Source organism: Nocardiopsis sp. MT53, assembly GCF_019598965.1.
Taxonomy (GTDB): domain Bacteria; phylum Actinomycetota; class Actinomycetes; order Streptosporangiales; family Streptosporangiaceae; genus Nocardiopsis; species Nocardiopsis changdeensis.
The window spans coordinates 5,184,452-5,210,439 of sequence record NZ_CP080599.1 but is presented as its reverse complement, the minus strand read 5'-3'; the positions used below and the strand labels follow the sequence as shown (position 1 = coordinate 5,210,439).

The 25,988-nt window shown below is 73.9% G+C and carries 20 protein-coding genes; 11 read left to right on the top strand and 9 right to left on the bottom strand.

The window, feature by feature from the left end; genetic code table 11:
* Positions 1 to 15 precede the first annotated feature (15 nt).
* Both K1J57_RS22940 and K1J57_RS22935 read right to left on the bottom strand, forming a co-directional pair.
* Entirely contained in the window at positions 16 to 1,284 is a 1,269-nt protein-coding gene (locus K1J57_RS22940; RefSeq protein ID WP_220560688.1) for a metallophosphoesterase family protein, read from the bottom strand.
* A gap of 379 nt (positions 1,285 to 1,663) precedes the next feature.
* Entirely contained in the window at positions 1,664 to 2,617 is a 954-nt protein-coding gene (locus K1J57_RS22935; protein WP_220560687.1) for a YafY family protein, read from the bottom strand.
* Between the two features lie 62 nt (positions 2,618 to 2,679).
* On the opposite strand from K1J57_RS22935, the gene K1J57_RS22930 reads away from it, so the two are divergent.
* The gene (locus K1J57_RS22930; protein WP_220560686.1) at positions 2,680 to 4,914 is read left to right on the top strand and encodes an ATP-binding cassette domain-containing protein; all 2,235 of its coding nucleotides are present in this window, start codon (positions 2,680 to 2,682) and stop codon (positions 4,912 to 4,914) included.
* Here the strand turns inward: K1J57_RS22930 and K1J57_RS22925 are convergent.
* Positions 4,900 to 6,306 carry a serine hydrolase gene (locus K1J57_RS22925; RefSeq protein WP_220560685.1) on the bottom strand — a complete coding sequence of 469 codons (1,407 nt, stop codon included), beginning with the start codon at positions 6,304 to 6,306 and terminating at the stop codon, positions 4,900 to 4,902. The genes K1J57_RS22930 and K1J57_RS22925 overlap by 15 nt on opposite strands.
* 251 nt (positions 6,307 to 6,557) lie before the next feature.
* Between K1J57_RS22925 and K1J57_RS22920 the strand changes: the two genes are divergently transcribed.
* From K1J57_RS22920 to K1J57_RS22905, 4 genes are read left to right on the top strand one after another with little or no spacing between them, the layout of a single operon-like run.
* Complete coding sequence (locus K1J57_RS22920; RefSeq protein ID WP_220560684.1) at positions 6,558 to 7,805, top strand: class I SAM-dependent methyltransferase; 1,248 nt, start codon at positions 6,558 to 6,560, stop codon at positions 7,803 to 7,805.
* Between the two features lie 27 nt (positions 7,806 to 7,832).
* Entirely contained in the window at positions 7,833 to 8,576 is a 744-nt protein-coding gene (locus K1J57_RS22915) for a class I SAM-dependent methyltransferase (protein ID WP_220560683.1), read from the top strand.
* Between the two features lie 2 nt (positions 8,577 to 8,578).
* On the top strand, positions 8,579 to 9,199 hold the full coding sequence (locus K1J57_RS22910) for a dTDP-4-dehydrorhamnose 3,5-epimerase family protein (RefSeq protein WP_220560682.1): 621 nt from the start codon (positions 8,579 to 8,581) through the stop codon (positions 9,197 to 9,199).
* Entirely contained in the window at positions 9,189 to 10,109 is a 921-nt protein-coding gene (locus K1J57_RS22905) for an NAD(P)-dependent oxidoreductase (protein ID WP_220560680.1), read from the top strand. The genes K1J57_RS22910 and K1J57_RS22905 overlap by 11 nt, the downstream gene beginning before the upstream one ends.
* A gap of 15 nt (positions 10,110 to 10,124) precedes the next feature.
* Here the strand turns inward: K1J57_RS22905 and K1J57_RS22900 are convergent, their stop codons facing one another.
* Complete coding sequence (locus K1J57_RS22900; RefSeq protein ID WP_220560679.1) at positions 10,125 to 11,234, bottom strand: DegT/DnrJ/EryC1/StrS aminotransferase family protein; 1,110 nt, start codon at positions 11,232 to 11,234, stop codon at positions 10,125 to 10,127.
* 235 nt (positions 11,235 to 11,469) lie between these two features.
* Between K1J57_RS22900 and rfbB the strand changes: the two genes are divergently transcribed.
* The 3 genes from rfbB (at position 11,470) to K1J57_RS22885 (ending at position 16,128) form a co-directional block, all read left to right on the top strand.
* Entirely contained in the window at positions 11,470 to 12,447 is a 978-nt protein-coding gene (gene rfbB, locus K1J57_RS22895; RefSeq protein ID WP_220560678.1) for a dTDP-glucose 4,6-dehydratase, read from the top strand.
* A 201-nt stretch (positions 12,448 to 12,648) separates the two neighbouring features.
* A complete protein-coding gene (locus K1J57_RS22890; protein ID WP_220560677.1) occupies positions 12,649 to 13,212 on the top strand; it encodes an NADPH-dependent FMN reductase in 564 nt (187 codons plus the stop codon).
* 615 nt (positions 13,213 to 13,827) lie between these two features.
* Entirely contained in the window at positions 13,828 to 16,128 is a 2,301-nt protein-coding gene (locus K1J57_RS22885; protein WP_220560676.1) for a LuxR C-terminal-related transcriptional regulator, read from the top strand.
* A 113-nt stretch (positions 16,129 to 16,241) separates the two neighbouring features.
* Here K1J57_RS22885 and K1J57_RS22880 read toward each other — a convergent pair whose 3' ends face one another.
* The 5 genes from K1J57_RS22880 to ispH are packed head-to-tail and all read right to left on the bottom strand — an operon-like array spanning position 16,242 to position 22,329.
* Positions 16,242 to 17,201 (bottom strand): prenyltransferase, encoded by a 960-nt coding sequence (locus K1J57_RS22880; protein WP_220560675.1) that lies wholly within the window; start codon positions 17,199 to 17,201, stop codon positions 16,242 to 16,244.
* A gap of 42 nt (positions 17,202 to 17,243) precedes the next feature.
* Positions 17,244 to 18,401 (bottom strand): flavodoxin-dependent (E)-4-hydroxy-3-methylbut-2-enyl-diphosphate synthase, encoded by a 1,158-nt coding sequence (gene ispG / locus K1J57_RS22875; protein WP_220560674.1) that lies wholly within the window; start codon positions 18,399 to 18,401, stop codon positions 17,244 to 17,246.
* Positions 18,398 to 20,254, bottom strand: a complete 1,857-nt coding sequence (locus K1J57_RS22870; protein ID WP_220560673.1) for a 1-deoxy-D-xylulose-5-phosphate synthase — start codon at positions 20,252 to 20,254, stop codon at positions 18,398 to 18,400. Before K1J57_RS22870 ends, ispG begins: the two co-directional genes overlap by 4 nt.
* Positions 20,255 to 20,303: 49 nt before the next feature.
* Entirely contained in the window at positions 20,304 to 21,350 is a 1,047-nt protein-coding gene (locus tag K1J57_RS22865) for a polyprenyl synthetase family protein (protein WP_220560671.1), read from the bottom strand.
* A 28-nt stretch (positions 21,351 to 21,378) separates the two neighbouring features.
* A complete protein-coding gene (gene ispH, locus K1J57_RS22860) occupies positions 21,379 to 22,329 on the bottom strand; it encodes a 4-hydroxy-3-methylbut-2-enyl diphosphate reductase (protein WP_220560670.1) in 951 nt (316 codons plus the stop codon).
* Positions 22,330 to 22,760: 431 nt separating this feature from the next.
* On the opposite strand from ispH, the gene K1J57_RS22855 reads away from it, so the two are divergent.
* Genes K1J57_RS22855 through K1J57_RS22845 form a run of 3 tightly spaced genes read left to right on the top strand, consistent with a single transcriptional unit; the run spans position 22,761 to position 25,942 of the window.
* Entirely contained in the window at positions 22,761 to 23,900 is a 1,140-nt protein-coding gene (locus K1J57_RS22855; protein WP_255646514.1) for a transposase, read from the top strand.
* A gap of 59 nt (positions 23,901 to 23,959) precedes the next feature.
* Positions 23,960 to 25,135: a 3-deoxy-7-phosphoheptulonate synthase gene (locus tag K1J57_RS22850; protein WP_220560668.1), complete on the top strand. Its 1,176-nt coding sequence runs from the start codon at positions 23,960 to 23,962 to the stop codon at positions 25,133 to 25,135.
* A 24-nt stretch (positions 25,136 to 25,159) separates the two neighbouring features.
* On the top strand, positions 25,160 to 25,942 hold the full coding sequence (locus K1J57_RS22845) for a 2,3-dihydro-2,3-dihydroxybenzoate dehydrogenase (RefSeq protein ID WP_220560667.1): 783 nt from the start codon (positions 25,160 to 25,162) through the stop codon (positions 25,940 to 25,942).
* The last annotated feature ends 46 nt before the right edge of the window (positions 25,943 to 25,988 follow it).

The window sequence follows — 25,988 nt, the reverse complement described above, 5'->3', positions numbered from 1 at the left end:
GGGCGCCGCTCCCGGTCAGAGCGTGTCGGTGACGCGCTTGCCGTCGCTCTTGTCGATGGTGAAGGCGTCCACCACCGTGCCGTCGGCGGTGCGCGCGGTGTAGACCAGCCGGTCGCCGTCGACCTCCACGGCCTGGAAGGTCGGGGTGTCGGCGATCTGGACGCGGGCCTCGGCGCCGTTGGAGGTCCAGTTGCCGTCGGAGACGTCGTACATCTTGGTGCCGGTCACCGCGACGGTGTAGACGGTCCCGGTCTGCACGGCCGGGTCGTCGGTGCGGTTGGCGGTGAGGTTGCCGCGGGCGTAGGAGTGGTCGTGGCCCTGGAGGACCAGGTCGACGCCGTGCTCCTCCAGGGTGTCCAGCCAGGCGTCGCGCAGCGGCCGGTTGTCGCGGCTGGGGCTGTTGGAGAAGACGGGGTGGTGGAAGGTGACCACCGTCCACTCGTGGGGGTTGGACTCCAGGGTGTCCGCCAGCCACCGCTGCTGGGTGTCCAGCCAGGAGCGGGTGCTCAGCGGGGCGGCGTTGCGGTAGTTGGAGTTCAGGACGACGAACCGCACGCCCTGGTAGTCCGTGTGGTAGACGGTCTCGGGCAGGTGGCGGCCGCCGGTGGGGCCGTTGCCCGCGCCGGGGAACTGGGCGGTCCAGTAGCGGCTCAGGGACAGCAGCGAGTACTCGTGGTTGCCGGGGGCGGTGATGTGGTTCATGGTGCCCGCGGCCTCGGGGCCGATGGCGTCGAACCACTCGGTCCACTCCGACTCGCTGTCGGCCGTGTTGATGAGATCGCCCGCGTGGACGGCCAGTTCGGCGTCGGGCTCGGCGGCCAGGGCGGCCCGCACCATGGTGGCGCCGCCGGTGGAGATGCCGTTCTGGATGTCGCCGAAGTACAGGAACGTGAAGGGGTCGGCGCCGGAGGAGGCCGTGGTGAAGACCCGCCAGGGGCTGAAGGAGGTCCCGTCGCCGACGCGGTACCGGTAGTCGGTGCCGGGGGTCAGGCCGGTGGCGGTGGCGGCGTGGAAGGTGCCGTTGACCGAGGCGGTGTCGGCGCCCTCGACGGTGTCGACCCGGTCGGGGTCGGCGGCCGGGGCGATCTGGAGCACCGGGTCGCCGGAGCCGTCCGAGCGCCAGGTGAGGGTCTGCGAGGTGGCGGGGTCGGCGGTGGGGGTGAGGATCACGCGCTCGGGGTCGGTGGCCGCGGTCGCGGCGGGGGCGGTGGCGGCGACCGCGGTCAGGGCCAGGAGGGTCGAGCCGAACAGGGCGAAGGCGCGGCGGGCGGCGAGGGGGGACACGGGGGGTGCCTTTCTGCCGGGGAACGCTGACGCAGCGACGGTAGCCGCCCGGGGGCAACGCGGTGTGAACGGTCGGGGACCATCGGTCGCGACCCGGTGAACGCCGTACGTGCGCACTGTTACCGCCCCAGCGCAGGGGGTCGGCGGTGTCCCCCGGGGCCGGGGGCGGCCGGCGGAGGACCTCGCACCCGGGCCCGGGTGGCGCTCCACTCGGCCGGAACGGTACAGCGAAGGCCGGGGCGGGCGCCGCCGGGTCCGGGCGCCCTCGGCGGCCCCGGCCGTGGTCGGCGGACGCCCCCGCACCCGGTCCGGTGGACACGGCGGCCGGGCCTGGGCGGCGCCCACCCGGGTCCGGAACGGCGCCGCGGACGGCCGGGGCCTACCGCTGTCCCGCCAGGCGGGCGCCGAAGGCGCGCAGGGCCGCCCGCACCTCCGGCGGCCCGTGCACGGTGACGTCGGCGTCCAGGAACGCCAGGGGCGTGAGCAGCCACTCCCAGGTGTCGGCCATGACCGCCACCCGGGTCCGTTCCCCCGCCAGTGCCTCGACCTCGGCGTCGTGCTCGGCGAAGGCGTCGGCGACCGCCGCAGCGGGCGCGGTCACGGTGAGGACGACCCGTGTGCGCTCGCGGTCCAGGCCGCGCCGGAGGTACTCCGCGGCGGTGTCGGCGGGCAGCGGCCGGGGTGTGAAGGCGTCGTGCGTCGTCCGCAGGCCGTCCATGCGGTCCGTGCGGAACACCCGCCAGTCCTCGCGGCCGGTGTCCCAGGCCAGCAGGTACCACCGGCCCCGGTGGTGGACCTGCCGGTGGGGCTCGACCCGCCGCGAGGACTCCCGCCCGGTGCGCCCCCGGTAGTCGAAGGCGACGGTCCGCCGGTCCCGGATCGCGTCGGCCAGGGCGGCCAGGCTCCCGGCCGCGGTGCCCGGCCCGGGCGGCGTCGTGCTCTCCAGGCTCTCCCGGAGGCGGGCCGCCCGGTGCCGCAGCCGCGCGGGCAGGTACTGGTCGACCTTGCCGTAGGCGCGGGTGGCGGCCTCCTCCACACTCCCGCCCTCGGCCGCGCCGCCCGCCGCCAGGGCGGCCAGCGCCAGCAGGGTCGCGGTCGCCTCGTCGTCGTCGAACACCAGCGGGGGCACGAAGGAGCCCGCGACCAGCCGGTAGTGACCGCCGGGCCCGGGCCGGGTGCTCACCGGGTAGCCGTAGCCGCGCAGGCGGTCCACGTCGCGGCGCAGCGTCCGGGGGCTGACGCCCAGCCGCGCGGCCAGTTCCTCCCCGGTGAACGAGCGCCCGGACTGGAGTGTGGTGAGCAGGGCGAGGGTGCGCCCGGTGACGTCCGCCATGGGTCCAGTCTCGCCGATATCGCGGCCGGATTCCGGCCACATCTGCTCGTAGCGTCGCCGGTATGGAGACCAACGCGGTGATCCGCCTGCGCGGAGTGCGGACCAACAACCTCAAGTCCATCGACCTCGACATCCCGCGCGGACGCCTGGTGGTGTTCGCGGGCGTGTCGGGTTCGGGCAAGTCGTCTCTGGTGTTCGGCACGGTCGCGGCCGAGGCCGGGCACCGGCTCAACGAGACCTTCCCCCCGTTCGCCCGGGAGCGGCTGCCCAAGTGGAGCCGCCCCGACGCCGACCTCGTCGAGGGGCTCTCCCCCGTGGTGGTGGTCGGGCAGCGGCGGCTGGGCGGCAACGCCCGCTCCACCGTCGGCACCGCCACCGGGGTCTGGGCGTACCTGCGGCTGCTGTTCTCCCGGATCGGCACCCCGCACGTGGGCGAGGCCTCCCGGTTCTCGTTCAACGACCCGGCGGGGATGTGCTCGGCCTGCTCGGGGCTGGGCGAGACCGTGGTGAGCGCCGTCGACCGGTTCCTGGACCTCGACCTGTCGCTGGCGCGGGGGGCGATCCGGGTGCCGGGGTTCGGCGACGGCCGCCACTGGTACGAGCGCTACGCCGACATCGGCCCCTTCACCGCCGACACCCCGCTGCGCGAGTGGACGCCCGAGGAGCGCCGCGCCCTGCTGTACGGCGGAGAGCACGCGGCGCGGCTGGGCACCCGGCCCGCCCGCGAGTACGAGGGGATCGTGGAGCGGTTCGAGCGCATCCACCTGCGCTCCGGCGGGGAGGCCTCCGAGCGCAAGCGCGAGGTGACGGCCCGGTTCACCCGCGCGGCGCCCTGCCCGGAGTGCGGGGGCGACCGCCTGAACGCGGCGGCCCGCGCCGCCACGGTCCGCGGCCGCACCCTGGGCGGGCTCGCCCGTACCGAGATCGCCGACCTGGCCGCCTGGGTGCGGGAGGTGGACGACCCCGCCGTGGCCCCGGTGGTGGCCGGGCTGGAGGCGCGCCTGCGGGCCCTGGTCGGGATCGGGCTGGGGTACCTGCACCCGGGCCGGGGCACCGCGAGCCTGTCCGGCGGCGAGTCCCAGCGGATCACGACCGTCCGGTACCTGGCCGGGGGCCTGGTGGGGATGACCTACATCTTCGACGAGCCCACCACGGGCCTGCACCCGCGCGACGTCGCGTCGATGACGGAGCTGCTGCTCCGGCTGCGCGACCTGGGCAACACGGTCCTGGTGGTCGAGCACGACCCGGCCGTCATGGCGATCGCCGACGAGGTCGTCGAGATCGGCCCGGGGGCCGGGGCCGACGGGGGCCGGGTGGTCCACCAGGGGACCTTCGGCGCGCTGCGGTCCGCGGGCACGGCCACCGCCGCGGCCCTGGCCGCCCGGGCGCCGGTCCGGTCCGTGCCCCGCCCGGCCACCGGGGCGCTCACGGTGCGCGGCGCCCGCCGCAACAACCTCAAGGACGTCACCGTGGACGTGCCCACCGGGGTGCTCACCGTCCTGACCGGCGTCGCCGGCTCGGGCAAGTCCAGCCTGGCGGCGGAGCTGGTCGAGGGGCACAGGGCGGTGGTGCTCGACCAGCGGCCGGTGACCGCCCACCGGCGCTCCACCCCCGTCACCTACACCGGGATCGCCGCGCCGCTGCGCGCGCTGTTCGCCGAGCGCAGCGGGCTGCCCGCGGGCCGGTTCAGCGCCAACTCCGAGGGCGCCTGTCCCGAGTGCCGCGGGCTGGGCACGGTCCGCGTGGACCTGGCGTTCCTGGAGGCCGAGGAGGTCCTGTGCCCGGTCTGCGAGGGCCGGCGCTTCACCGAGGAGGTGCTGCGCCACCGGGTGGCGGGGCTGACCATCGCCGACATCGACGCCCTCACGGTCGCCGAGGCCCTCGCCCTGCTGCCCGACGAGGCGATCCGGACGGCGCTGCGCCGCCTGGACCGGGTGGGGCTGGGCCACCTGCGGCTGGGACGGCCGCTGACGAGCCTGTCCGGCGGCGAGTGCCAGCGCCTCAAAATCGCCCGGGAGCTGCGCGACGCCGCCGGCCCGACCCTGTACGTCCTGGACGAGCCCACCACCGGGCTGCACCCGGGCGACGTCGCCGTGCTGCTCGGGGTGCTGGACCGGCTGGTCGAGCGGGGGCACACCGTGGTCGTCGTCGAGCACGACGTGGACGTCATGCGCCACGCCGACCACCTCATCGACCTGGGCCCGGGGCCGGGCGAACGCGGCGGGCGGGTCCTCTACCAGGGACCGCCCGCCGGGATCGTCGGCACGGCGACCGCCGAGGCCCTACACGGCGGGTGAGTCCACCCGGGGCAGGGCGCGGCCGTTGCGGTGGGCGTACTCCTGCCCCGTCTCCAGCCGGTAGAAGGTCACCGGCGACCAGGTCACGGCGTCCTCGGGGCGGGTGGCGTACACACCGGGGGCGACCGCCGCCATGGGGTGCTCCTGGACGGGGTCGGGCCGCAGCTCGGCCAGCGGGCCCAGGGCGGTGCTGCGCAGCACCGGGCCGTCCGCGCCCGCCAGCACCTCCAGGCGCCCGGCGGCGCCCTCGTACACGCCCAGGTGCGGGGTGACGTCGTGGTGCGGCGGGTCGGCGGGCGGTTCCAGGGCGCCGGGGACGCGCACCCCGGCCAGGGCCTCGAACACCTCCCGGTACAGGTCCTGGTAGAGGTCGCGGGTGCGGCCGCCGTTGGTGAGCAGGGCGACGGCCAGGCCCTCCCCGGGCAGCAGGCGCAGGAACGCGGACTGGCCGATGGTGTTGCCGTCGTGGCCGATGGCGCGGTGCCCGTCCCAGTCGTAGCGGATCCAGCCCAGCCCCCAGGAGTCGCCGAGGGTGTAGGGGTCGGGCAGGCCCACCTGCGGCTCGGCCATGGCGCGGACGGTGTCCCGCGACAGCAGGCGGGTCCCGTCGGCCGTGGTGCCGCCGCGCAGGTGGAGGGCGGCGAAGGCCAGCACGTCGCCGACGTCGGCGGTGACGCCCCCGGCCGGTCCGATGGCCCGGGGCAGCCCCCACTGCGTGGTCCGCACCGGGTCGGGCAGGCCCTCGACGTGGCCGGTCGCGGGGTCGTTCAGCAGGGCGTGCTCGGGCAGGGTGCCGGTGCGCTCCAGGCCCAGCGGCGCGAAGAGGCGGTCGCGCATCGCCTCGTCCCACACCTGCCCGGTGAGGCGTTCGATGATCCGGCCCAGCAGCACGAACCCGGAGTTGCAGTAGGAGAAGGTGGCGCCCAGGGGGTGGACGCGGAGGGCGTCGGCGAGCGGTGCGACGTAGCGCTCGATCGCGTCGTCGCCGCGGCCGGTATCGGTGAACAGGTCGCCGTCGATGCCGCTGGTGTGGGTGAGCAGGTGGCGGACGGTGACCCCGGCGGTGGTGGCGCCGGCGGAGGGGACGAGCTCGGGCAGGACCTCCGCGACGGGGGTGTCCAGGGCCAGCAGGCCCTCCTCGACCAGGCCCATGACGACGGTGGCCGTCCAGACCTTGGAAACCGAGCCGATCTGGAAGGCGGACCTGGGGGTGACAGGGTGGCCGGTGTCGGTGTCCAGGACGCCGTGCGCCACCGCGGCGGTCTCCTGCCCCCCGTCGGGGGACAGGCGCAGGATGCCGAGCTGGGCGCCGGGGACGCCGTGCCGTCCGGCGAGGTCGGACAGCCGGGCGGCCCAGTGGCCGGGGTCGAGGGGGGTGGGTTCGTCGGGCAAGGTGCTCCCCTGTCGGTCGTGGCCGGTGGGTCCCGGTACCGGGGCCCACCGGCCACCCTAGAACGTGCCCCGCGCTCCGGGCCGGGCCCCCTCCCGGCCCGCGCCGCGCGGCCCGCCGACCTGACACGCGCCGGGACCGCCCGTGGCCGATCCGCCGCCCGGCGGGCATGCTCGGGCCAGATCGCTCCGGCCCCGGCGGCCCGGACCCGGGGTCCGGGCCGCCGGGGCGACACCGCTCAGGAGGAGACCCCATGGCCGCGTCCGCGCAGTCCCCGCCCGCCACGACCCGGTGCCGCGTCTGCGGCGGGTCCGTCGAACGCTTCCTCGACCTGGGCCGGCAGCCGCTCTCGGACGTCTTCCGCTCGCCGCAGGACGACACCGAGGAGTTCTTCTACCGGCTGCACGTGGGGCAGTGCGGCTCCTGCTCCATGGTGCAGCTCATGGAGGAGGTCCCCCGCGAGCGCATGTTCCACGCCGACTACCCGTACTTCTCCAGCGGCTCCTCCGTCATGCGCGAGCACTTCGCCGGCACGGCGCGGGGCTTCCTGGAGACGGAGCTGACCGGGGACGACCCGCTCATCGTCGAGATCGGCTCGAACGACGGGGTCATGCTCTCCACCGTGCGCGACGCGGGCGTCCGCCACGTCGGGTTCGAGCCGTCGGGGAGCGTGGCCGCGGTGGCGCGCGGCGCCGGGATCCGGGTGCGGGAGGAGTTCTTCGAGGCCACCACGGCGGAGGCGCTGCGGCTGGAGGAGGGCCCCGCGGACGTCATCTTCGCCGCGAACACGTTCTGCCACATCCCCTACATCGACTCCGTCCTCAAGGGCGTGGACGCCCTGCTGGGGCCGGACGGCGTCTTCGTGTTCGAGGACCCCTACTTCGGCGACATCGTGTCCCGGACCTCGTTCGACCAGATCTACGACGAGCACTTCTTCCTGTTCTCGGCGACGTCGGTGCGCGCGATGGTGGCCCGCCACGGCCTGGAGCTGGTCGACGTGCGGCGGCTGCCGGTCCACGGCGGCGAGGTGCGCTACACCATCGCCCGCGCGGGCGCGCGGCCGGTCTCGGACGCCGTGACCGCGCTGATCGCCGAAGAGGAGGAGCGGGGGCTGCACTCCCCCGAGACCCTGCGGGCCTTCGCCGGGTCGGTGGCCTCGGTCAGGAACGGCCTGATCGCCCTCCTCGAGCGGATCGTCGCGGAGGGCGGGACGGTGGACGCCTACGGCGCCACGGCCAAGAGCGCGACCGTCGTCAACTACGCCGGGCTGGGCCCCGGCCTCATCCGCCGGGTCTACGACAGCACCCCGGCCAAGCAGGGCATGCTCACCCCCGGGGCGCACATCCCCGTGGTGCCGCCCGCCGCCCTGCGCGAGGACCCTCCCGGACACCTGCTGCTCTTCGCCTGGAACCACGCCGAGGAGATCATGGAGAAGGAGCGGTGGTTCCGCGAGCAGGGAGGCCGCTGGGTCCTCTACGTCCCCGAACCGCACACGGTCTGACCCGGCGCAGCCGACGAGGAGTCCGCCATGAACAGCCCCTCCGCACCGCTCTCGGGGATCTACCGGTCCTCGGCCGACCTGTACGAGGCCATCTACAGCCGCCGGGGCAAGGACTACGCCCGCGAGGCCGGGCAGATCGCCGCGCTGGTGCGCGAGCGCCGGCCCGGGGCGGCGTCGCTGCTCGACGTCGCCTGCGGGACCGGCTCGCACCTGGAGCACCTGAGCTCGCACTTCGAGCACGTCGAGGGGATCGACCTGGCCCCCGACATGGTGCGGGTGGCCCGCGCCAAACTCGCCGACGTCCCCGTCCACATCGGCGACATGCGCGATTTCCGCATCGACGGCCGGTTCGACGTGATCACCTGCATGTTCAGCTCCATCGGCTACGCCGGCGGCGAGCGCGGGCTCGTCGAGGCGCTCGACACCTTCGCGCGGCACCTGGCGCCGGGCGGGGTGATCGTCCTGGAGCCGTGGTACTTCCCCGAGACCGCCCTGGACCGCCACGTCGTGGGCGACGTGATGACGGTCGGGGACCGGACCATCGCCCGGGTCTCGCACGCGGTCAGGGAGGAGGGGGCGCACCGGATGCGCGTCCACTACGTGGTCGCCGATCCCGCGGAGGGCATTCGGGCCTTCGAGGACGAGCACGTGCTGGCGATCATCGAGCGCGGGATCTACGAGAAGGCGTTCGCGGCGGTGGGCTGCGACGTGGACTACGTCGAGACGGAGGGCCCCGGCCTGTTCGTCGCGACCTCGCGACGGAACGGGTGAGGATGCGCGCGCGTCAGCTGTCGATCCCGGGGGCGCTGGTGTTCACGGCCCCGGTGTACTCCGACCCCCGCGGCACGTTCACCTCGCCGTTCCTGGCCTCGGCCTTCGCCGAGGCCGCGGGGCACCCCCTGTTCGCCCCGGCGCAGATCAGCCACAGCCGGTCGCGCCGCGGCGTGGTCCGCGGGGTGCACTACACCGCCACCCCGCCGGGCATGGCCAAGCTCGTGCACTGCCCCCAGGGCCGGGCCCTGGACTTCATCGTCGACCTGCGCACCGGCTCGCCGGCGTTCGGGCGGTGGGAGAGCGTCGAACTGGACCCCGCCTCGGGGAGGTCGGCCTACCTGCCGGTGGGTGTGGGCCACCTCTTCGTCGCCCTGGAGGACGACACCGTGATGTCGTACTTCCTCTCCCGGGAGTACGTCGCGGAGAACGAGCGGGCCGTCGCCCCCTTCGACCCCGACCTGGGGCTGGAGATCCCGCCGGGGCACACGCAGATCTCCGAGCGCGACCGGGTGGCCCCGTCCCTGGGCGAGGCCGCGCGGCTGGGGGCGCTGCCCGACTACCGGGAGTGCCTCGTCCTCGAACAGTCCCTCCACGCCGGGGAGGGCGGCCGTGTCCGGTGAGCGGGTCGCGGTGATCGGCGCGACCGGCTGGGTGGGGCGACACGTGTGCGCCGCCCTGGCCGCGCACGGCCACGGGGTCGTGGCGCTGGCGCGGTCGCCGGCCGCGCACCTGTCCGGGTACCCGTTCCACCCCGTGGACCTGACGTCCGTGCGGCCCAGAGCGCTCGCCGGGCTGCTGCGTTCGGAGCGGGTGACGGCGGTGGTGAACGCGACCGACGCGGCCAACGCCAGGGACGGGTGGCACCGGCCCGACGCGGTCGTGCACGAGGCGAACACCACGGCGGCGCTGACCCTGGTGCGGGCCGTTCGGGAGCTGGCGGACCCGCCCCGGCTGGTGCACCTGGGGACCCTGCACGAGTACGGCGAACAGCCGTGGGGCGGGCGGGTCCGCGAGGACGAGCCGGCCCGCCCCCGCGGCGCCTACGCGCGCAGCAGGCTGATCGCGAGCGAGACGGTGCTGGCCGCGGCGGGCCCGGGGGTCCCGGACCCGGCGGTGCTGCGGCTGGCGAACGTGTGCGGGCCGCACCCCTCCCCCGCCTCCTTCCCCGGCCTGCTCCAGCGGTCGTTCCGCCGTGCCCTGGCGGGCGAGCGGCCGTCGCTGCGGATAGCGGGGGACCACCGCGACTACGTCGACGTCCGGGACGTCGCCCGCGCGGTGGTGCGCGCCTGTGAGCGCGGCGGGGGCCTGGTCAACATCGGCGGGGGCCGCGCCGTCGCGGTCAAGGACATGGTCGCCCGCATGGTGGAGGTGACCGGGGTGCCCGCGGACGCCGTCGAGCAGACGCAGGGGGACGTGGACGGGTTCGGCGGCGGATGGTCCCTGGCCGATGTGTCCGCCGCCGAACGCCTGCTGGGCTGGCGTCCCCGGATCCCCGTGGAGCGCTCCCTCCACGACATGTGGCACGCGTGAGCGTTCCGGCCCCGGTCAGATCCGGGCCAGGACCTCCCTCAGGGCACCGATGACCTTGTCCTGGGCGCCCTCCGACAGCGACGGGTACATGGGCAGCGAGAAGATCTCCCGGGCCAGCCGCTCGGTCACCGGCAGGTCGCCCTCGGAGTAGCCCAGGTGCGCGAACCCGCTCATGGTGTGCACCGGCCAGGGGTAGCTGATGTTGAGGTGGATGTCGTGTTCGCGCAGCGCCTCGATGATCGCGTCCCGGCGCGGGTGGCGCACCACGTGCACGTAGTACACGTGGTCGTTGCCGGGGGCGGTCCGGGGCAGGATCAGGTCGGTGTCGGCCAGGGCCTCGGCGTAGCGGCGCGCCACCCGGCGCCGCCCCTCGATGTAGGCGTCCAGGCGGGCGAGCTTGCCGCGCAGGATCTCGGCGTGCACCTCGTCCAGCCGGCTGTTGTGGGCCGGGGTGGCCACCGTGTAGTAGCGCTCCTCCATGCCGTAGAAGCGCAGGCGGCGCAGGTTCGCGTCGACCCCGGCGTCGGGGGTCAGGACGGCGCCGCCGTCGCCGTAGGCGCCCAGGACCTTGGTGGGGTAGAAGGAGAAGGCGGCCGCGTGGCCCATGGTGCCCGCGATCCTGCCGTGGTGCCGGGCGCCGTGCGCCTGCGCGCAGTCCTCGACGACGGCCAGGCCGTGCTCCTCGGCCAGCCGCAGCAGCGGCTCCATGTCGACGCACTGGCCGTACAGGTGCACCGGCAGGAGCGCCCGGGTCCGGGGCGTGATGGCGGCGGCGACCTGCTTCACGTCCATGAGGAAGTCCTCCTCCCGGACGTCGACGAACACCGGGGTGGCGCCCGTGGAGTGGATGGCGACCACGGTGGGCGCCGCGGTGTTGGAAACGGTCACGACCTCGTCGCCGGGGCCCACTCCGAGGGCCTCCAGCGCGAGGACGAGCGCGTTGGTGCCGTTGTCCACTCCCACGCAGTGCGCCGTCCCGTGGTAGCCCGCGAACTCCCGCTCGAATCCGCGGACACTCTCGCCCAGGACCAGCTGCCCGGAACGGAAGACCCTGTCGACCGCGGCCAGGATCTCTTCCCGTTCGGCTTCGTACTCTTCCACGTAGTCCCACACCCGCATGGCCATGACCACTCTTTCCCGTGTGAAATTCGACGAACCGAGGCTCGCAGGAAAGGATATGCGTGTCAATGGCGTCGATCCATTTTTTTCAACCTGACAAACCAGCGCGTAAATCCTTGCCGCATTGGCTTTCACAACCATTATTTTCAGGTGATCGGAGGTTTCAATACGATCAGCGCCGCCCTCTGTGAATGAAACCTTCGCGACCGCCGGTCGAACACGGGGCGGGCACGGAGGCACCATGAGGATTCTGGTGACCGGGGCCGCGGGATTCATCGGCGCGCATTTCGTGCGTTCCGTCCTGGAGGACCTGCTGCCCGGGACCGAGGGGGCGCGGGTGACGGCGGTCGACCTGCTCACCTACGCCGGGGACCGCCGGCGGCTGCCCGAGGAGTCGTCCCGCCTGTCGTTCGTCCGGGCCGACATCACCGACGCGGCCCGGATGGACGGGCTCGTCCCGGGCCACGACGCGGTGGTGAACTTCGCGGCGGAGAGCCACGTCGACCGCTCCATCGCGGCGGCCGAGGCGTTCGTGCGGACCAACGTGCTCGGGACCCACGTCCTGCTCGACGCGGCGCGGCGCGCCGGCGGGGTCCGCTTCCTCCAGGTCTCCACCGACGAGGTGTACGGCTCGATCGAGACGGGCTCCTGGGACGAGTCCTGCCCGGTGGCCCCCAACTCGCCCTACGCGGCCTCCAAGGCCGCGGCCGACCTGCTCGTGCAGTCCTTCGTGCGCACGCACGGACTGGACGCCCGCATCACCCGCTGCTCCAACAACTACGGGCCGTTCCAGCACCCGGAGAAGCTGGTGCCGCGGTTCACGACCTCCCTGATCAAGGGCGGGCGGGTGCCGCTCTACGGCGACGGCCTCAACGTCCGCGAGTGGCTGCACGTGGACGACCACTGCCGGGCCCTGGGCCTGGTCCTGGCCAAGGGCGAGCCGGGCCGTGTCTACAACATCGGCGGCACCGGGCGCACCAACCTCGACGTGACCCGGCGGCTCTTGGAGCTGCTCGGCGCCCCGGAGTCGTCCGTGGACCGCGTGGCCGACCGGGCCGGGCACGACCGCCGCTACTCCGTGGACGACACCCGGATCCGCACCGAGCTGGGGTACGCGCCCCGCGTGCCCTTCGACGAGGGGCTCGCGTCCACCGTGGCCTGGTACACGGAGAACCCCGACTGGTGGGGGCCGCTGCGCGGGGACTCCGCGGCCGGGTGAACGGCGCGGGCCCCGGCCGGCCGAACGGGCGTCCCCCGCGAACGCCCTTCCTGCGGTTACGGCGGTTCGGGCCGGACCGGAACACGATCACAACCATTCCGGAGCCCCCGGGGGGCACAGTGGTCCGCAACCCTGCACCCCGGGCCGAACGGCCGGACCGCCAGAGAGGACCGTTGCACGGTGGAGAACGAGCGTACACGTGTGGCAGTGATCATCGGGAGCATCCGCAAGGACCGCTTCTGCGCGACCCCTGCCGCGTGGGTGGCGGAGCGCGCCCGCGCGCACGGCGACATCGACGTGGATCTCATCGACCTCGCCGAGGCGGACCTCCCGGTGGTCCTGCCCGGGGACGACGGGGAGCAGGCGCCCGACCGGGTCCGGGCGCTGGGCGAGCGCCTGGCGGCGGCGGACGCCTTCATCGTGGTGACACCGGTCTACAACCGCGGCTACCCCGCGTCGCTGAAGAACGCCATCGACTGGTTCTTCCAGGAGTGGGTCGCCAAGCCCGTCGGCTTCGTCAGCTACGGGGGCGTGGGCGGCGGCCTGCACGCGGTGGAGCAGCTGCGCCCGGTCTTCAGCGAGGTCCACGCCGCCACCATCCGGAACACGCTCAGCTTCCCGAACTTCTGGGACCGCTTCGACGCGGAGGGGCGCCCGGTGGAGGTGGAGGAGACGGAGATCGCCGCCAAGGCCTTCCTCGACCAGCTGATGTGGTGGTCCGACGTGCTGCGCGAGGGCCGCCGGAAGCGGCCGTACGCCACCTAGAAGGGCCCGCGCGGGAAATCCGGGGGAATTCGCCGACCCGGGCGCCGTCCCCGGCGCCGGACGCCTTTCGGCGCGGGCGGGCGTTCACAGAGGCCCGGGGGAAATCCCGGGAAACGAACACGGAATGGGGTCCCGATCGGGACCCGGCGGGAGCCGGCGCCGGATCGGCTCATCCGGGCGGACATCCGGCCCGGCGCCGGCGCCCGCTATTCCGAGATGCGGACAAATGAATTATCCCGGCGCCCGGCCGCACGGGGGAAATGGAGAACCTTGGCACAGAACCGTCCTTACCGCTATGCTCGGTGACCGGGTGTACTCGAGAGTACACAGAACACGACACCGGACACCGGCCCGCAGCCCGGGGATTCCCGTACAACGGGGGCCGCCGCCAGCAGAGCACGAGACGACCACCCCCCTGACCCCGGCGCAGTGCGCAATGCACATCACCGATCGGACCACGGCACCGGAAGACGATTGAGCATGTCGCATTCATTGCCGCGCACCATGGGTTATGTAACCGCCCCGTACCGTACATCCTGGAACCATTTCTCCACCCCTCTCATCGGCCGCGAGGCGGAACTCGACCGGTTGGGGAAGTGGCTTTCGGACCCCGCAGTGCGCATTCTGACCATCACCGGCCCCGTGGGCGTGGGCAAGAGCCGGCTGGCCGCCGCGGCCCTGGAGAAGGTCGCGGAGACCTTCACGGCCGGAACGAAGATCATCGAACTCGACGTGGTGTGCCCGGAGATCGGAGGACTCAACTACGGCAAGTCCGCGGACGTCCCCCTGGAGGAGGTCGAGTCCGCCCTGGTCGACGTCCTCCCCTCCCCCGTGGCCGGGGCCCCACCGACGGGAGAGGGGAGGTCGCTGCTGATCCTCGACGGATGCGAGCAGATCCTCCCCCAACTCCGGGAGGCCCTCCCTCCCCTGCTCGCCGCCCGCCCGGGGACGACCGTCCTGGTCACCGGGCCGACGCCCATCGGAGCCTACGGGGAGGCCGTCCTGCGCCTGGCTCCGTTACCCACCCCGGAGGCCGGCAACGGGGAGGAGTGGACCGACTCCCGGTCCCTGCCCTCCGTCCGGCTGTTCCTGCGGCGGGTCCAGGCGATCCGCCCGATATTCGAGTTCACCCCCGAGAACCACGAGGCGGTGATGCTCCTGTGCCAGAGGACCGACGGCCTGCCCCTGGCCATCGAGCTCGCCGCGGCGCGGATGAAGTTCTGCTCCGCGCGCGAGGTCCTGGACGGCCTGGAGGAGGACCTGGGGACCCTCTCCGGCGAGCACGGGGAGACCCTCTCCCGGCACACCGGTGTACAGGAGGCCATCGCCTGGGCCCTGCGCCAGATCACACCGCAGGAGCGGGCGCTGCTCGAACACCTCGCGGTCTTCCACTCCAAGGTCGACGTCCCGGCGGCCGTCGCCATCTCCGGCACCGGCGCGGACGAGACGGAGAAGCACCTGGCGCGCCTGGTGAACGTCAGCCTCCTCGACGCGGTCGAGGAGTCCGACGGCCAGATCGTCTTCCGCCTCCTGGGCCTGACCCGGCAGTTCCTCCTGGAGAGCATGCGCGCCGAGGGCCGGCTGGACGGCGCGCGCCGCGCCCACGCCGCGTACTTCGCGCGGTGGGCGCTCTTCCTGTGCGACCCGGCCACGCGCTGGAACCGCCCGCGCCGCTCCCAGGGGGTGTACCGCCGCCAGGCGGACCTCCTGGCGGCCATGGAGTTCCTGCTGGAGGAGGACCCCCTCACCGCCACCGACCTGGCCACCACCCTGGGGCTGTACGGGCACCAGGACATGGTCCGGGTCGCGGCCGTCCTGCGCGACGCGCTACGGGAGGGCCTGCTCCCGGAGCGGCGGGCCCGGGAGGCCCGTTCGGCCCTGGGCCGGCTGTCGGTCCTCCTGGGGCGGTACGAGGAGGCGGAGGAGCTGCTGACCGCCGCCCGCCGCGAGCACGGCGCCTCCGGGAATGTCATCGCCATGGCCGTCGACACCCGCTGGGCCGGGGTCCTCGCGCTCCAGCGCAGCTCCCCGCGCGAGGCCGAGGCCCTGCTCCGGGAGGCCGACGCCCACCTGTCGAGGTCCGGGGCCGAGGACGAGCGGTCGGGCGTGCTGCGCGACCTGGCCGAGGCCCTGATCGCGCGGGGGGAGCACCGGGCGGCCCGCAAGACCGCGGAGGCGTCCTTCTACATGGCCGAGCGGGTGGGCCACAAGGTCGGCGCGGCGGTGGCCGAGGCCGTCTTCTCCACCGCGATGCTCTGCGGGGGCCGCCCCGAGGACGAGCAGGAGGCCGAGGAGTGCCTCGAATCCTCGATCCGCTGCCTGGCCGGGTGGAACTGCCTGCCGGCGCTGATCCCCGCGCTGGAGCGTGTGGCGGTGCTGCGCGCGTGGACCGCGCGCGGGCAGCGCGAGCCGCTGCGCCAGGCCGTGCTCATCGCCTCGGCGATGGCCGCCCGGCGCGCGGAGACCGGCTACGCCTCCCTGGCACCGCTGGCCGGAGAGGTGGAGCGGTCGTTGGACCAGGCCCGGAGCGCCCTCGGGGAACGGGCGTTCATGGAGTGCTGGTCCACCGGCCAGGGCCTGGACGTCAGGACGGTGGTGGCCGAGGCGCTCACACCGCTCCACACCACCGACGCCCCGGCCGCGGACACCGGCCCGGCGCAGCCCGCGGGCATCACCGGGACCCCGCTGACCGCGCGGGAGCTCCAGGTGGCCGAACTGGTGGCGCAGGGCGACACCAACCACCGGATCGCCAACCGGCTGGGGATCTCCAAATGGACCGCGATCAACCATCTGCGCAACGTCATGCGCAAGCTGGAGATGTCCTCCCGGGCCGAGGTGGCCGGCTGGTTCGAGAAGACCCGGCGCGAGCACGGGATCGCGGCGGGCGGCAGGCCGGGCCACGGCTCCAGGGAGTGACGGGGGACGGGCGGCCGCCCATGGGAGTGGGTGCTCCCCGCGGGGAGCACCGGCCGTCCCCGTCCCCCGGGCGGCGGGCCCCTTCCCCTCGGGGGAGGGGCCCGCCGCCCGCCTCACAGGACGGCTTCGAGCACGTTGAACAGCAGCAGGCAGGCCACCACCGTCCGGAAGGCCCAGATGCCCCGGCTCCGCGCGACCAGCGGGTCGCCGGTGCGCAGGAACCCGGCGTACTGGCGCACCCGCAGGACCACGAAGGGCGCCAGGACGAGGAGGAAGGTCCAGGGCAGGGCGCCCACGGCCACCGGGACCACGATCACCGCGAGGTTCACGCAGGTCAGCACGGCCAGGAACACCTTGTTCCCGAACTCGGAGGTGAGCACGGCGACGGTGCGGCGGCCCGCCTCGGCGTCGCCGCGCACGTCGTTGGTGTTGGAGTAGCCGGCGATCAGGAGCTGTCCGAAGCCGAACAGCAAGCCCTGGACCAGCACCATCAGCGGGAGCTGCCCGGTCACCAGCCCGTAGGGGGCGATCAGGAACGCCGCTGCGGAGAACAGGAGCACCGCCTCACCGAGCCCGTAGTAGCTGAACTTCAGCCCCCAGGAGTACTGCACGCTCAGGAACGCCAGCAGGGCCATGGTGACGATCACCCACGGCTCGCCGGGGGCGTACAGCAGCGCGGCCGCCCACCACAGGACCCCCCAGACCAGGCCCGCGAGGCCGAAGGCGCGCGCGTCGCGGACGGTGATCTCACCGGTGAGGAGGGGCTTGCGGGACAGGGGCCGGAGCTGGCCGCTGGGCGTCTCCACGTAGTTCGCGGTGTCGCTGCCGTCCTGCGCCCCGGTGACGTCGTCCAGGGTCATGACGGCCGCCAGCACGCCGAGCATCCCCAGGGCGAAGAACAGCAGTGCGAGGGGGGTGGTGCCGGACACGAGCGCGGCGGGTCCGAGCAGGGTGGCGACGATGACGAGCGCGAGGAAGAAGTCGATGACGAACTTGTACTTGACGAGCCGCGCGTAGCGGCCGACGGCGTGGAGGGGACCGCGCGCGGTCCGGGGAGGGGAGGTCGTGGACATGGGTCCTCCTGGACGTGTCGGGGAAAGGGGGGACGGGGGCTTTCAGCCTGCGACGGCGACGGTGGGCTCGCCCGGCTCGACCCCGGCCTCGCCCATCTCCTCGGCGATCCGCATGGCCTCCTCGATCAGCGTCTCCACGATCTTGGACTCCGGCACCGTCTTGATCACCTCGCCCTTGACGAAGATCTGCCCCTTGCCATTGCCCGAGGCCACCCCCAGATCCGCCTCACGGGCCTCACCCGGACCGTTGACCACACACCCCATCACCGCCACCCGCAGCGGCACCTCCAGGCCCTCCAGACCGGCGGTGACCTCCTCCGCCAGCGTGTACACATCCACCTGCGCCCGCCCGCAACTGGGGCAGGACACGATCTCCAGGCCCCGCTCGCGCAGGCCCAGCGACTCCAGGATCTGCGTGCCGACCTTGACCTCCTCCGCCGGCGGCGCCGACAGCGACACCCGGATGGTGTCCCCGATGCCCTCCGCGAGCAGGGCGCCGAACGCCACCGCGGACTTGATGGTGCCCTGGAAGGCGGGGCCGGCCTCGGTGACCCCCAGGTGCAGCGGGTAGTCGCACGCCGAGGCGAGCTGGCGGTAGGCGTTGACCATGACCACCGGGTCGTTGTGCTTGACCGAGATCTTGATGTCGCGGAAGCCGTGCTCCTCGAACAGGGAGCACTCCCACAGGGCGGACTCCACCAGCGCCTCGGGGGTGGCTTTGCCGTACTTGGCGAGCAGCCGCTTGTCCAGGGACCCGGCGTTGACGCCGATGCGGATCGGCACCCCCGCCTCGCCGGCGGCCTTGGCGATCTCGGCGACCTTGTCGTCGAACTTCTTGATGTTGCCGGGGTTGACGCGCACCGCGGCGCAGCCGGCGTCGATGGCCTGGAACACGTACTTGGGCTGGAAGTGGATGTCGGCGATCACCGGGATCTGCGACTTCTTCGCGATGATCGGCAGGGCGTCGGCGTCGTCGTTGGTGGGCACCGCGACCCGGACGATCTGGCAGCCCGAGGCGGTCAGCTCCGCGATCTGCTGCAGGGTCGCGTTGATGTCGGAGGTGCGGGTGGTGGTCATGGACTGCACGGACACCGGCGCGTCCCCGCCCACGGGGACGTTGCCGACCATGATCTGCCGGGTCTTGCGCCGGGTCGCCAGCGGGCGCGGCGGGGTGGCGGGAATGCCGAGATCGACGGTCACGAGTCCGTCCCTCCGTTGGGGCGCGCGTCGTGCGCCAGGCGGTACAGGCCCTCGTCGATGGGGTCCGGGGCCGGCCGCGGCCCGGTGAGGGCGTCGGACTCGGCCAGCGCCTCGACCGCGGCCAGGGTGATGTCGCGGACGTCCAGCCCGCAGCCGGACAGCACCTCGGCCCGGTTCCCGTGCTCCAGGAACCTGCGCGGGATGCCGAACTCCCGGAACGGGGTGGGGACCCGGGCGTCGCGCAGGGCCTGGGCGATGGTGGACCCGATGCCGCCCACCCGGCTGTTGTCCTCGATGCTGATGACGGTCCGGTGCCTGCGGGCGATGTCGGCCAGCCCGGGGTTGACCGGGGAGACCCAGCGGGGGTCGACCACGGTGACGCCGATCCCCTGCTCCCGGATGCCCTCGGCCACGCTCAGGGACACCCCGGCCAGCGCGCCGATGGAGACGATGAGGACGTCCAGGGAGCCGGACCGGTGCAGGACGTCCATACCGGTGAAGCGGGCCTCGGTGGGGATGTCGCGGCCGGCCGCCCCCTTGGGGAAGCGCACCAGGGTGGGCCCGTCCTTCCAGGCGACCGCCTCCCGCAGGAGCTCGCGCAGCCGGGTGGCGTCCCGGGGGGCCGCGATGCGCAGCCCCGGGACCACCTGGAGCACCGACATGTCCCACATGCCGTTGTGGCTGGGCCCGTCGTCGCCGGTGACCCCGGACCTGTCGAGCACGAAGGTGACCGCCCGGCGGTGCAGGGCGACGTCCATGAGGAGCTGGTCGAAGGCGCGGTTGACGAAGGTGGAGTAGACGGCCACCACCGGGTGGACGCCGCCCATCGCCAGCCCCGCCGCCATGGTGACGGCGTGCTGTTCGGCGATCCCCACGTCGATGACGCGCTCGGGCAGCCGCTCGTACAGCGGGAGCAGGCCCGTGGGCTCCAGCATCGCGGCGGTGATCGCCACGACGTCCGGGCGCTCCTGCGCGATCCCGACCATCTCCCGGCCGAACACCGAGGTGAACGAGGGACCGGAGGGGGACGCGAGGGGGAGGCCGGTCTCCGGGTCCATGGGCTTGATCGCGTGCCCGCGGTCGAGGTCGTCCGTCTCGGTGTGGACGAACCCCTTCCCCTTCTCGGTGACGACGTGGACCAGGACCGGTCCGGGCTCCCCCTTGGCCCGGGTCAGGGCCTCCCGCAGGGCGGAGATGTCGTGGCCGTCCACGGGGCCGAGGTAGGCCAGCCCGAACTGCTCGAACACGTTGCGCCCGTCGGCCCCCGCGCGCAGCTCCCTGAAGTGCTCGGCCAGGCCGCCCTCGGTGGGGGCGTAGGAGCGCCCGTTGTCGTTGAGGACGATGACGAGCGGCCGGTCGGGGCCGCCGGAGATGTTGTTGACGGCCTCCCAGGCCATGCCGCCCGTCATGGCGCCGTCGCCGATGATCGCGACCACGGAGCGGTCGGTGACCCCGTTGTGGGCGTCGGCGCGGGCCAGCCCGTCGGCGTAGGACAGCGCCGTGGAGGCGTGGGAGTTCTCCACCAGGTCGTGGTCGGACTCGGTGCGGGAGGGGTAGCCGGACAGCCCGCCGGAACGGCGCAGCCGGTCGAAGCCGTCGCGGCGTCCGGTGAGGATCTTGTGCACGTACGCCTGGTGGCCGGTGTCCCACAGCAGGCGGTCGTGCGGGGAATCGAAGACCGTGTGCAGAGCGATCGTCAGCTCGACCACACCGAGGTTGGGGCCCAGGTGGCCGCCCGACCTGGAGACCCGGTCGATCAGGAATCCGCGGATCTCTCCGGCGAGTTCGCGGAGTTCGTCGGTGGTGAACCCGCGCAGCCGCGCGGGTCCGTCCACTCGTTCCAGCAAGGTCATGTGCTCTCCTCGGGCCGCTGGCACGGCCGTGGTGGTGGAAGGGTGCGGGTCACCTGCCGCGGTAGGCGACCTCGTAGGCCATGGCGGTGAGCTCCTCCTGCCAGGGGGCGGGCAGTCCGGAGTCCTCCAGCGCTTCGAGCGCGCGGGCGACGAGTGTGCCGATGCGCTCCTCCATCTCGTGGCCGATCCCGATCTCGTCGAGGCGGTCGCGCAGGGCCGGGACGTCCCAGACCGGGCACTCCACGAGGGCGCGCACCCGGTCGTCGGCGCGCACCGCCAGGGCCAGGAGCAGGGTCATCTTGTGCTGTTCCAGGTCCAGTCCGACCGGCTTGCCGGCGACCGCCCCGTCACCGAACGCGTCGATCATGTCGTCCCGGAGCTGGAAGGCCTCCCCCAGCGCCTCCCCGTAGCCCTCGAACACGGGGGCGAGGTCGGGGCGGCCCGCCAGTGCGGCGCCCAGGGCCAGGGGGCGGTGGATGCTGTAGCGGCCGGACTTGCACACGGCGATCCAGCGGGAGAGGTCGGGGTCGACCACCGCCTCGGCGGCGACGGCGACGTCCAGGTGCTGGCCGATGACGATCTCGGTCAGCAGCTCGTTCCACAGCGGACGGCAGTGCGGGGGCAGGTCCGCGGTCAGGCGGTCGGCGAGGATGTCGGCGAGGTCCCCGGCCAGGATCGCCACACCCTCCCCGTAGCGGCGGGCCTCCCCGTGCCAGCCGCGCGCGGCGTGGTCGGCGGCGCGGCGGGCGTGCACGGCGGGCGCTCCGCGGCGGGTGTCCGCCGCGTCCAGGACGTCGTCGTGGATGAGCGCGCCGACGTGGACGAGCTCCAGGGCGGCGGCGCAGTCGACGACGGTGCCGGCCCCGGGGTCGCCGCCCGCGGCCAGGTAGCCGGTGAGGCAGAAGGAGGGGCGCAGGCGCTTGCCGCCCGCGCGGACCAGGGCGGCGACGTCGTCGACGGGGACAGCGCCCCGGGTGTCGACGCGCGACCACCTTCGGTGCTCCTCGGCCAGGAGGCCGTCCAGGCGTTCTTCGACCAGGGCCAGGAGCCCGGTGCGCAGGGCCCGGGGGGCGGTGCGGACCGCGGGGACCGTCATGGGGATTCCTCCACTTCTCGATGCCGGGTCACGCCGTGGGCGCGGAGCGGGCGAGCTTGGCCGGCGGGGAGAAGACGACGTCCTCGCGGGCGACGCTCTCCAGTTCCACGTGTTCGAAGCCGTGGCCGGCCAGCTCCTCCAGCAGCTGGTCGACCAGGATGTCGGGGGCGCTGGCGCCCGCGCTGATCCCCACGGTGCTCACGCCCTCCAGCCAGTCGGACGAGAACTCGCCCACGTCGGGCACCAGGTGGGCGTCGACGCCCATGCCGCGGGCGACCTCGACCATGCGGACCGAGTTGCTGGAGTTGCGGGACCCGACCACCATCACCAGGTCGCTGCGCGGGGCGATCGCCTTGATCCCGTCCTGCCGGTTCTGGCTGGCGTAGCAGATGTCGCTGGTGCCCGGCCCGCGCAGGTCGGTGAAGCGGTCCTTGAGCACGCCGATGATGTCCCGGGTCTCGTCCACGGACAGCGTGGTCTGGGTGAGGTAGGCCAGCGGGGTGTCGGCGGGCAGGTCCAGCCGTTCGGCGTCCCGGACCGTCTCGACGATGATCGTGCGGTCGGGCGCGTGCCCGTAGGTGCCCTCGACCTCCTCGTGGTCGGCGTGGCCGATGAGCAGAAGGGTGCGTTCGTCGCGGGCGAACCGTACGGCCTCCTGGTGGACCTTCGAGACCAGGGGGCAGGTGGCGTCCAGGACGTCCAGGCTCCGCTGGTCGGCGCGGCGGCGCACCTCGGGGGACACGCCGTGGGCGGAGAAGACGCAGACGGCGCCCTCGGGGACCTCCGTCTCCGAATCGACGAAAACCGCTCCCCGCTGTTTCAGCACGCGAACGACGTAATGGTTGTGCACGATTTCCTTACGCACGTACACCGGCGCCCCGTACTGCTCCAGGGCGAGTTCGATGATGGATATCGCCCGCCTGACCCCGGCGCAGAAACCGCGCGGCTCGGCAAGAATTACCTTCTTTTTCTGGGACATCTGGCCCTCTTCCGATTCCGGTGGCGGGAGGCCGCTCGCACCCGGGCCCGACGGGGAAGCGGATCCGATCCCGACGGTCAGCGTTCCTCACTCTGCTGACGCCCGCCGGGACCGTCAACCCCGGGAAGGGCGTACCGGCAAGAAATAGCCATGCATGGCTAGATGCTGTCCCACACGTTATTGCCGCCTGTTTGCCATTCACATGTCAGGAACCCGACTCCTAGCTTTGGTCCGAGCACGTCGACCCGATGACCATTCGCCGAATAAAGCAGGCACAGCCGGCTCGAACGGACCGGAGAATCCGTGTGAACACAGCGATCGAACATCCGAAGAGCAAGGTCCCGGCGCCCCGGCCGGCGCACCGCGTCCGACCGGCGGCCCTTCCGGGCGTCCCCGCGGGGCCGGCCGGCGCACCGCCCGACGAGGAAGGGGTGCTCGGCGCCCTGACCGAGAAGCTGTTCGTCTCGCTGGCCCGCAGCGACCAGCGCAGGAAGGGGTCGGACTACCTGCGCGGCCTGCTGTCCACCCCCGGGCGCAAGTCGATCCGCAACATGGCGTCACTGATCGGCGATTCGGCCACCGGCCAGGGCCTGCACCACTTCATCTGCAACTCCACCTGGGACTGGACCCCCGTCCGCCGGGCGCTGGCCGCCCATCTGCTGCGGACGGCACCGCCGGTCGCGTGGGTGGTGCGCCCGCTCACCATCCCCAAGGTGGGGCGGCACTCGGTGGGGGTGGGCCGCTACTTCTCCTCCGCCGAGGGCCAGATGATCACCGCCCAGCGGGCGATCGGCGTGTGGATGGCGTCCGACCGCGTCAGCGTGCCGGTCGAGTGGCGGCTCCACCTCTCCGAGCCCCCGCGGACCGCGCTGGACTGCGGCGGCGTCCGGATCCCGGCGCGGCCCGACCCGGGCCTGCTGGCGGAGCACGCCGCCCAGGCGTGCCTGGCCGTGGCCTCCTGGGGGGCGCCCGTCCGGCCGGCGGTCCTGGACCTGGACGGGGCCGACCCCCTCCCCGCGCTCGAACGGCTGCGCGCCGCCGGCCTGCACGCGGTGGCGCGGGTGCCCGAGGACGTGGAGCTGCGGGTGGAGGAGCCCGCGCTGACCGGCCACCACGGCCGGACCCTGCCCGCGGGGAGCATCATGCGCGCCTCCCGCGAACTGCGCCGCCCGGTGATCCGGGGCACGGGCGGCGGACCGCGCCCCGTGCGCAGGCCGCCGCTGATGGCCACGGTGCGGGTCGGCCGCCCGGTCCCGGGGCCCGCGGACCCCGCGGGCACCGCCCCCGGCGGGGGCCTGACCCTGGTCGGCCTGGGCCCCGGCGGCCCCGACTGGCCCGGCGAGCTGTGGCTGACCACCTACCCGGCGGACCGGGCGGCGATGGCCGTCTCCCGCTCCGCCGACCTGGTCGACCGCGTCGGCCGCTCCCTGGCCTCGGTCGGGGACCGCGTGGGCGTGCGCGACTACGCGGGCCGCTCCTTCAACGGCTGGCACCGGCACATCACCCTGGCGTCGGCCGCCTACGCCGTCGCCGAACTGGCCGGGAACGCGGGGGCACCGCACCGACCGTGAGAAGCGAACACCCGCCCCCCGGCCCGGCAGACCCCCGTCCCCGCCACGTGGAGCGCTCCGTGTACACCCCGCAGCAGGATCCTCCCGTCCCCTCCGCCCCGCAGCAGCCCGACTGGTCCGCGGACCCCCGGCTGCCGACCGCCCGGCGGATACTCGCCGGGCGTCCGCCGCTGGTCCGCGTCGAGGACGCCGACCGGCTGCGCGCCCGCCTCGCGCGGGTCGCGGCGGGCGAGGACCTCATGGTGGTGGCCGGCGACTGCGCCGAGGACCCCGCCGAGTGCACGGCCCCCGACGCCGCGGCCAAGACGGCACTGGTCGGGGCCCTGGCGGACGTGGTGGAGGAGAACACCGGCAGGCCGGTCGTCCGGCTGGCGCGCATCGCGGGCCAGTTCGCCAAACCGCGCTCCGAACCCTTCGAGCGGGTGGGCGGCCTGCTCCTGCCCGTATACCGGGGACACCTGGTCAACGCGCCCGAGCCCGTGGCGGAGCTGCGCGCCCCGGACCCGACGCGCCTGCTGGCGGGGTACGACGCCGCCCGCACCCTGATGGGGCACCTGGGCTGGTCCCCGGGGACGGGCCGCCCGCGGCCGGCGGCACCGGTGTGGACGGCGCACGAGGCCCTCCTCCTCGACTACGAGGCCCCCCTGCTGCGCCGGGCGCCGGACGGCCGACTCTTCCTGTCGTCCACCCACTGGCCGTGGATCGGGGACCGCACCCGGGACCCGCGCGGGGCGCACGTCGACCTGCTGGCCCGGGTGGCCAACCCCGTCGCCTGCAAGGTCGGCCCGTCCGCGGACCCCGGCGAGCTGCTGCGGGTGTGCGAACGCCTCGACCCGGACCGCACCCCGGGCCGCCTCACGCTCATCGCCCGTATGGGCGCCGACGCCGTCGGGTCCCTGCTCCCGCCGCTGGTCGCGGCGGTGCGCGGCGCGGGCCACCCGGTCATCTGGATGTCCGACCCCATGCACGGCAACACCGTCAAGACGCCGTCGGGGCTCAAGACGCGCTACCTGGAGGCGATCGTCCGCGAGGTCCGGGGGTTCGGGGCGGCGGTCCGGTCCGCCGGCGGGACCGCCGGCGGCCTGCACCTGGAGACGACCCCCGACGCGGTCACCGAGTGCGTGCCCGACCGGCGCCACGACGAGCGCGTGGCCGACAAGTACACCAGCCTGTGCGACCCCAGGCTCAACCCGGACCAGGCCGTCGCCGTCGCCTCGGCCTGGTCCGCCCGATGAACGCCCCCGAGCGAGGAGACGGCGATGCAGGACATGAAGGACGAAGTGGTGCTGGTGACCGGCGCCGCGAGCGGCATCGGCGCGGCCGTGGCACGGGGCGCAGCGGAGCGGGGGGCCGCGGTGGCGGTCTTCGACCGCGACCCCGCGGCCCTGGACTCGGTCGCCGGGAGCCTGGCCGACGCGGGCCTGGACGTCGCCGCGGTCGCGGGCGACGTGCGCTCGCCCGACGACGCCCGGCGGGCGGTGGAGGCCGTGCGGGACCGGTGGGGGCCGCCGGACCACCTGGTGAACGCGGCCGGGATCATGCGCCCGGGCCCCGCCCGGGACCTGTCCGAGGCCGACTGGGACGAGAGCCTGGACGTCAACGCCAAGGGCGTGTTCGTCATGTCCCGGGCCGTCGTCGGTGACATGGTCGCCCGCTCGCGCGGCTCCATCGTCACGGTGGCCTCCAACGCCGCCGGCACCGCCCGCGCCGGGATGGCGGCCTATGCCGCGTCCAAGGCCGCGGCCGAGATGTTCACCAAGTGCCTGGGGCTGGAGGTGGCCGGGCACGGCGTCCGCTGCAACGTCGTGGCGCCGGGGTCCACCGACACCCCCATGCTGCGCGCCCTGTGGCGGGCCTCGGGCGCCGACCCCCGGGGCACGCTCGACGGCACCCCGGAGGCGTACCGGGTGGGCATCCCGCTGCGGCGGATCGCCTCCCCCGACGACATCGCCGACTCGGTGCTCTTCCTGCTGTCCGACCGGGCGGCGCACATCACCATGCACACCCTGACCGTCGACGGCGGAGCCACCCTGGGCACCTGAACCGCCGCCCGGGCGCGGCGGCGCGCCCGCCGGAGAAGGACACCCG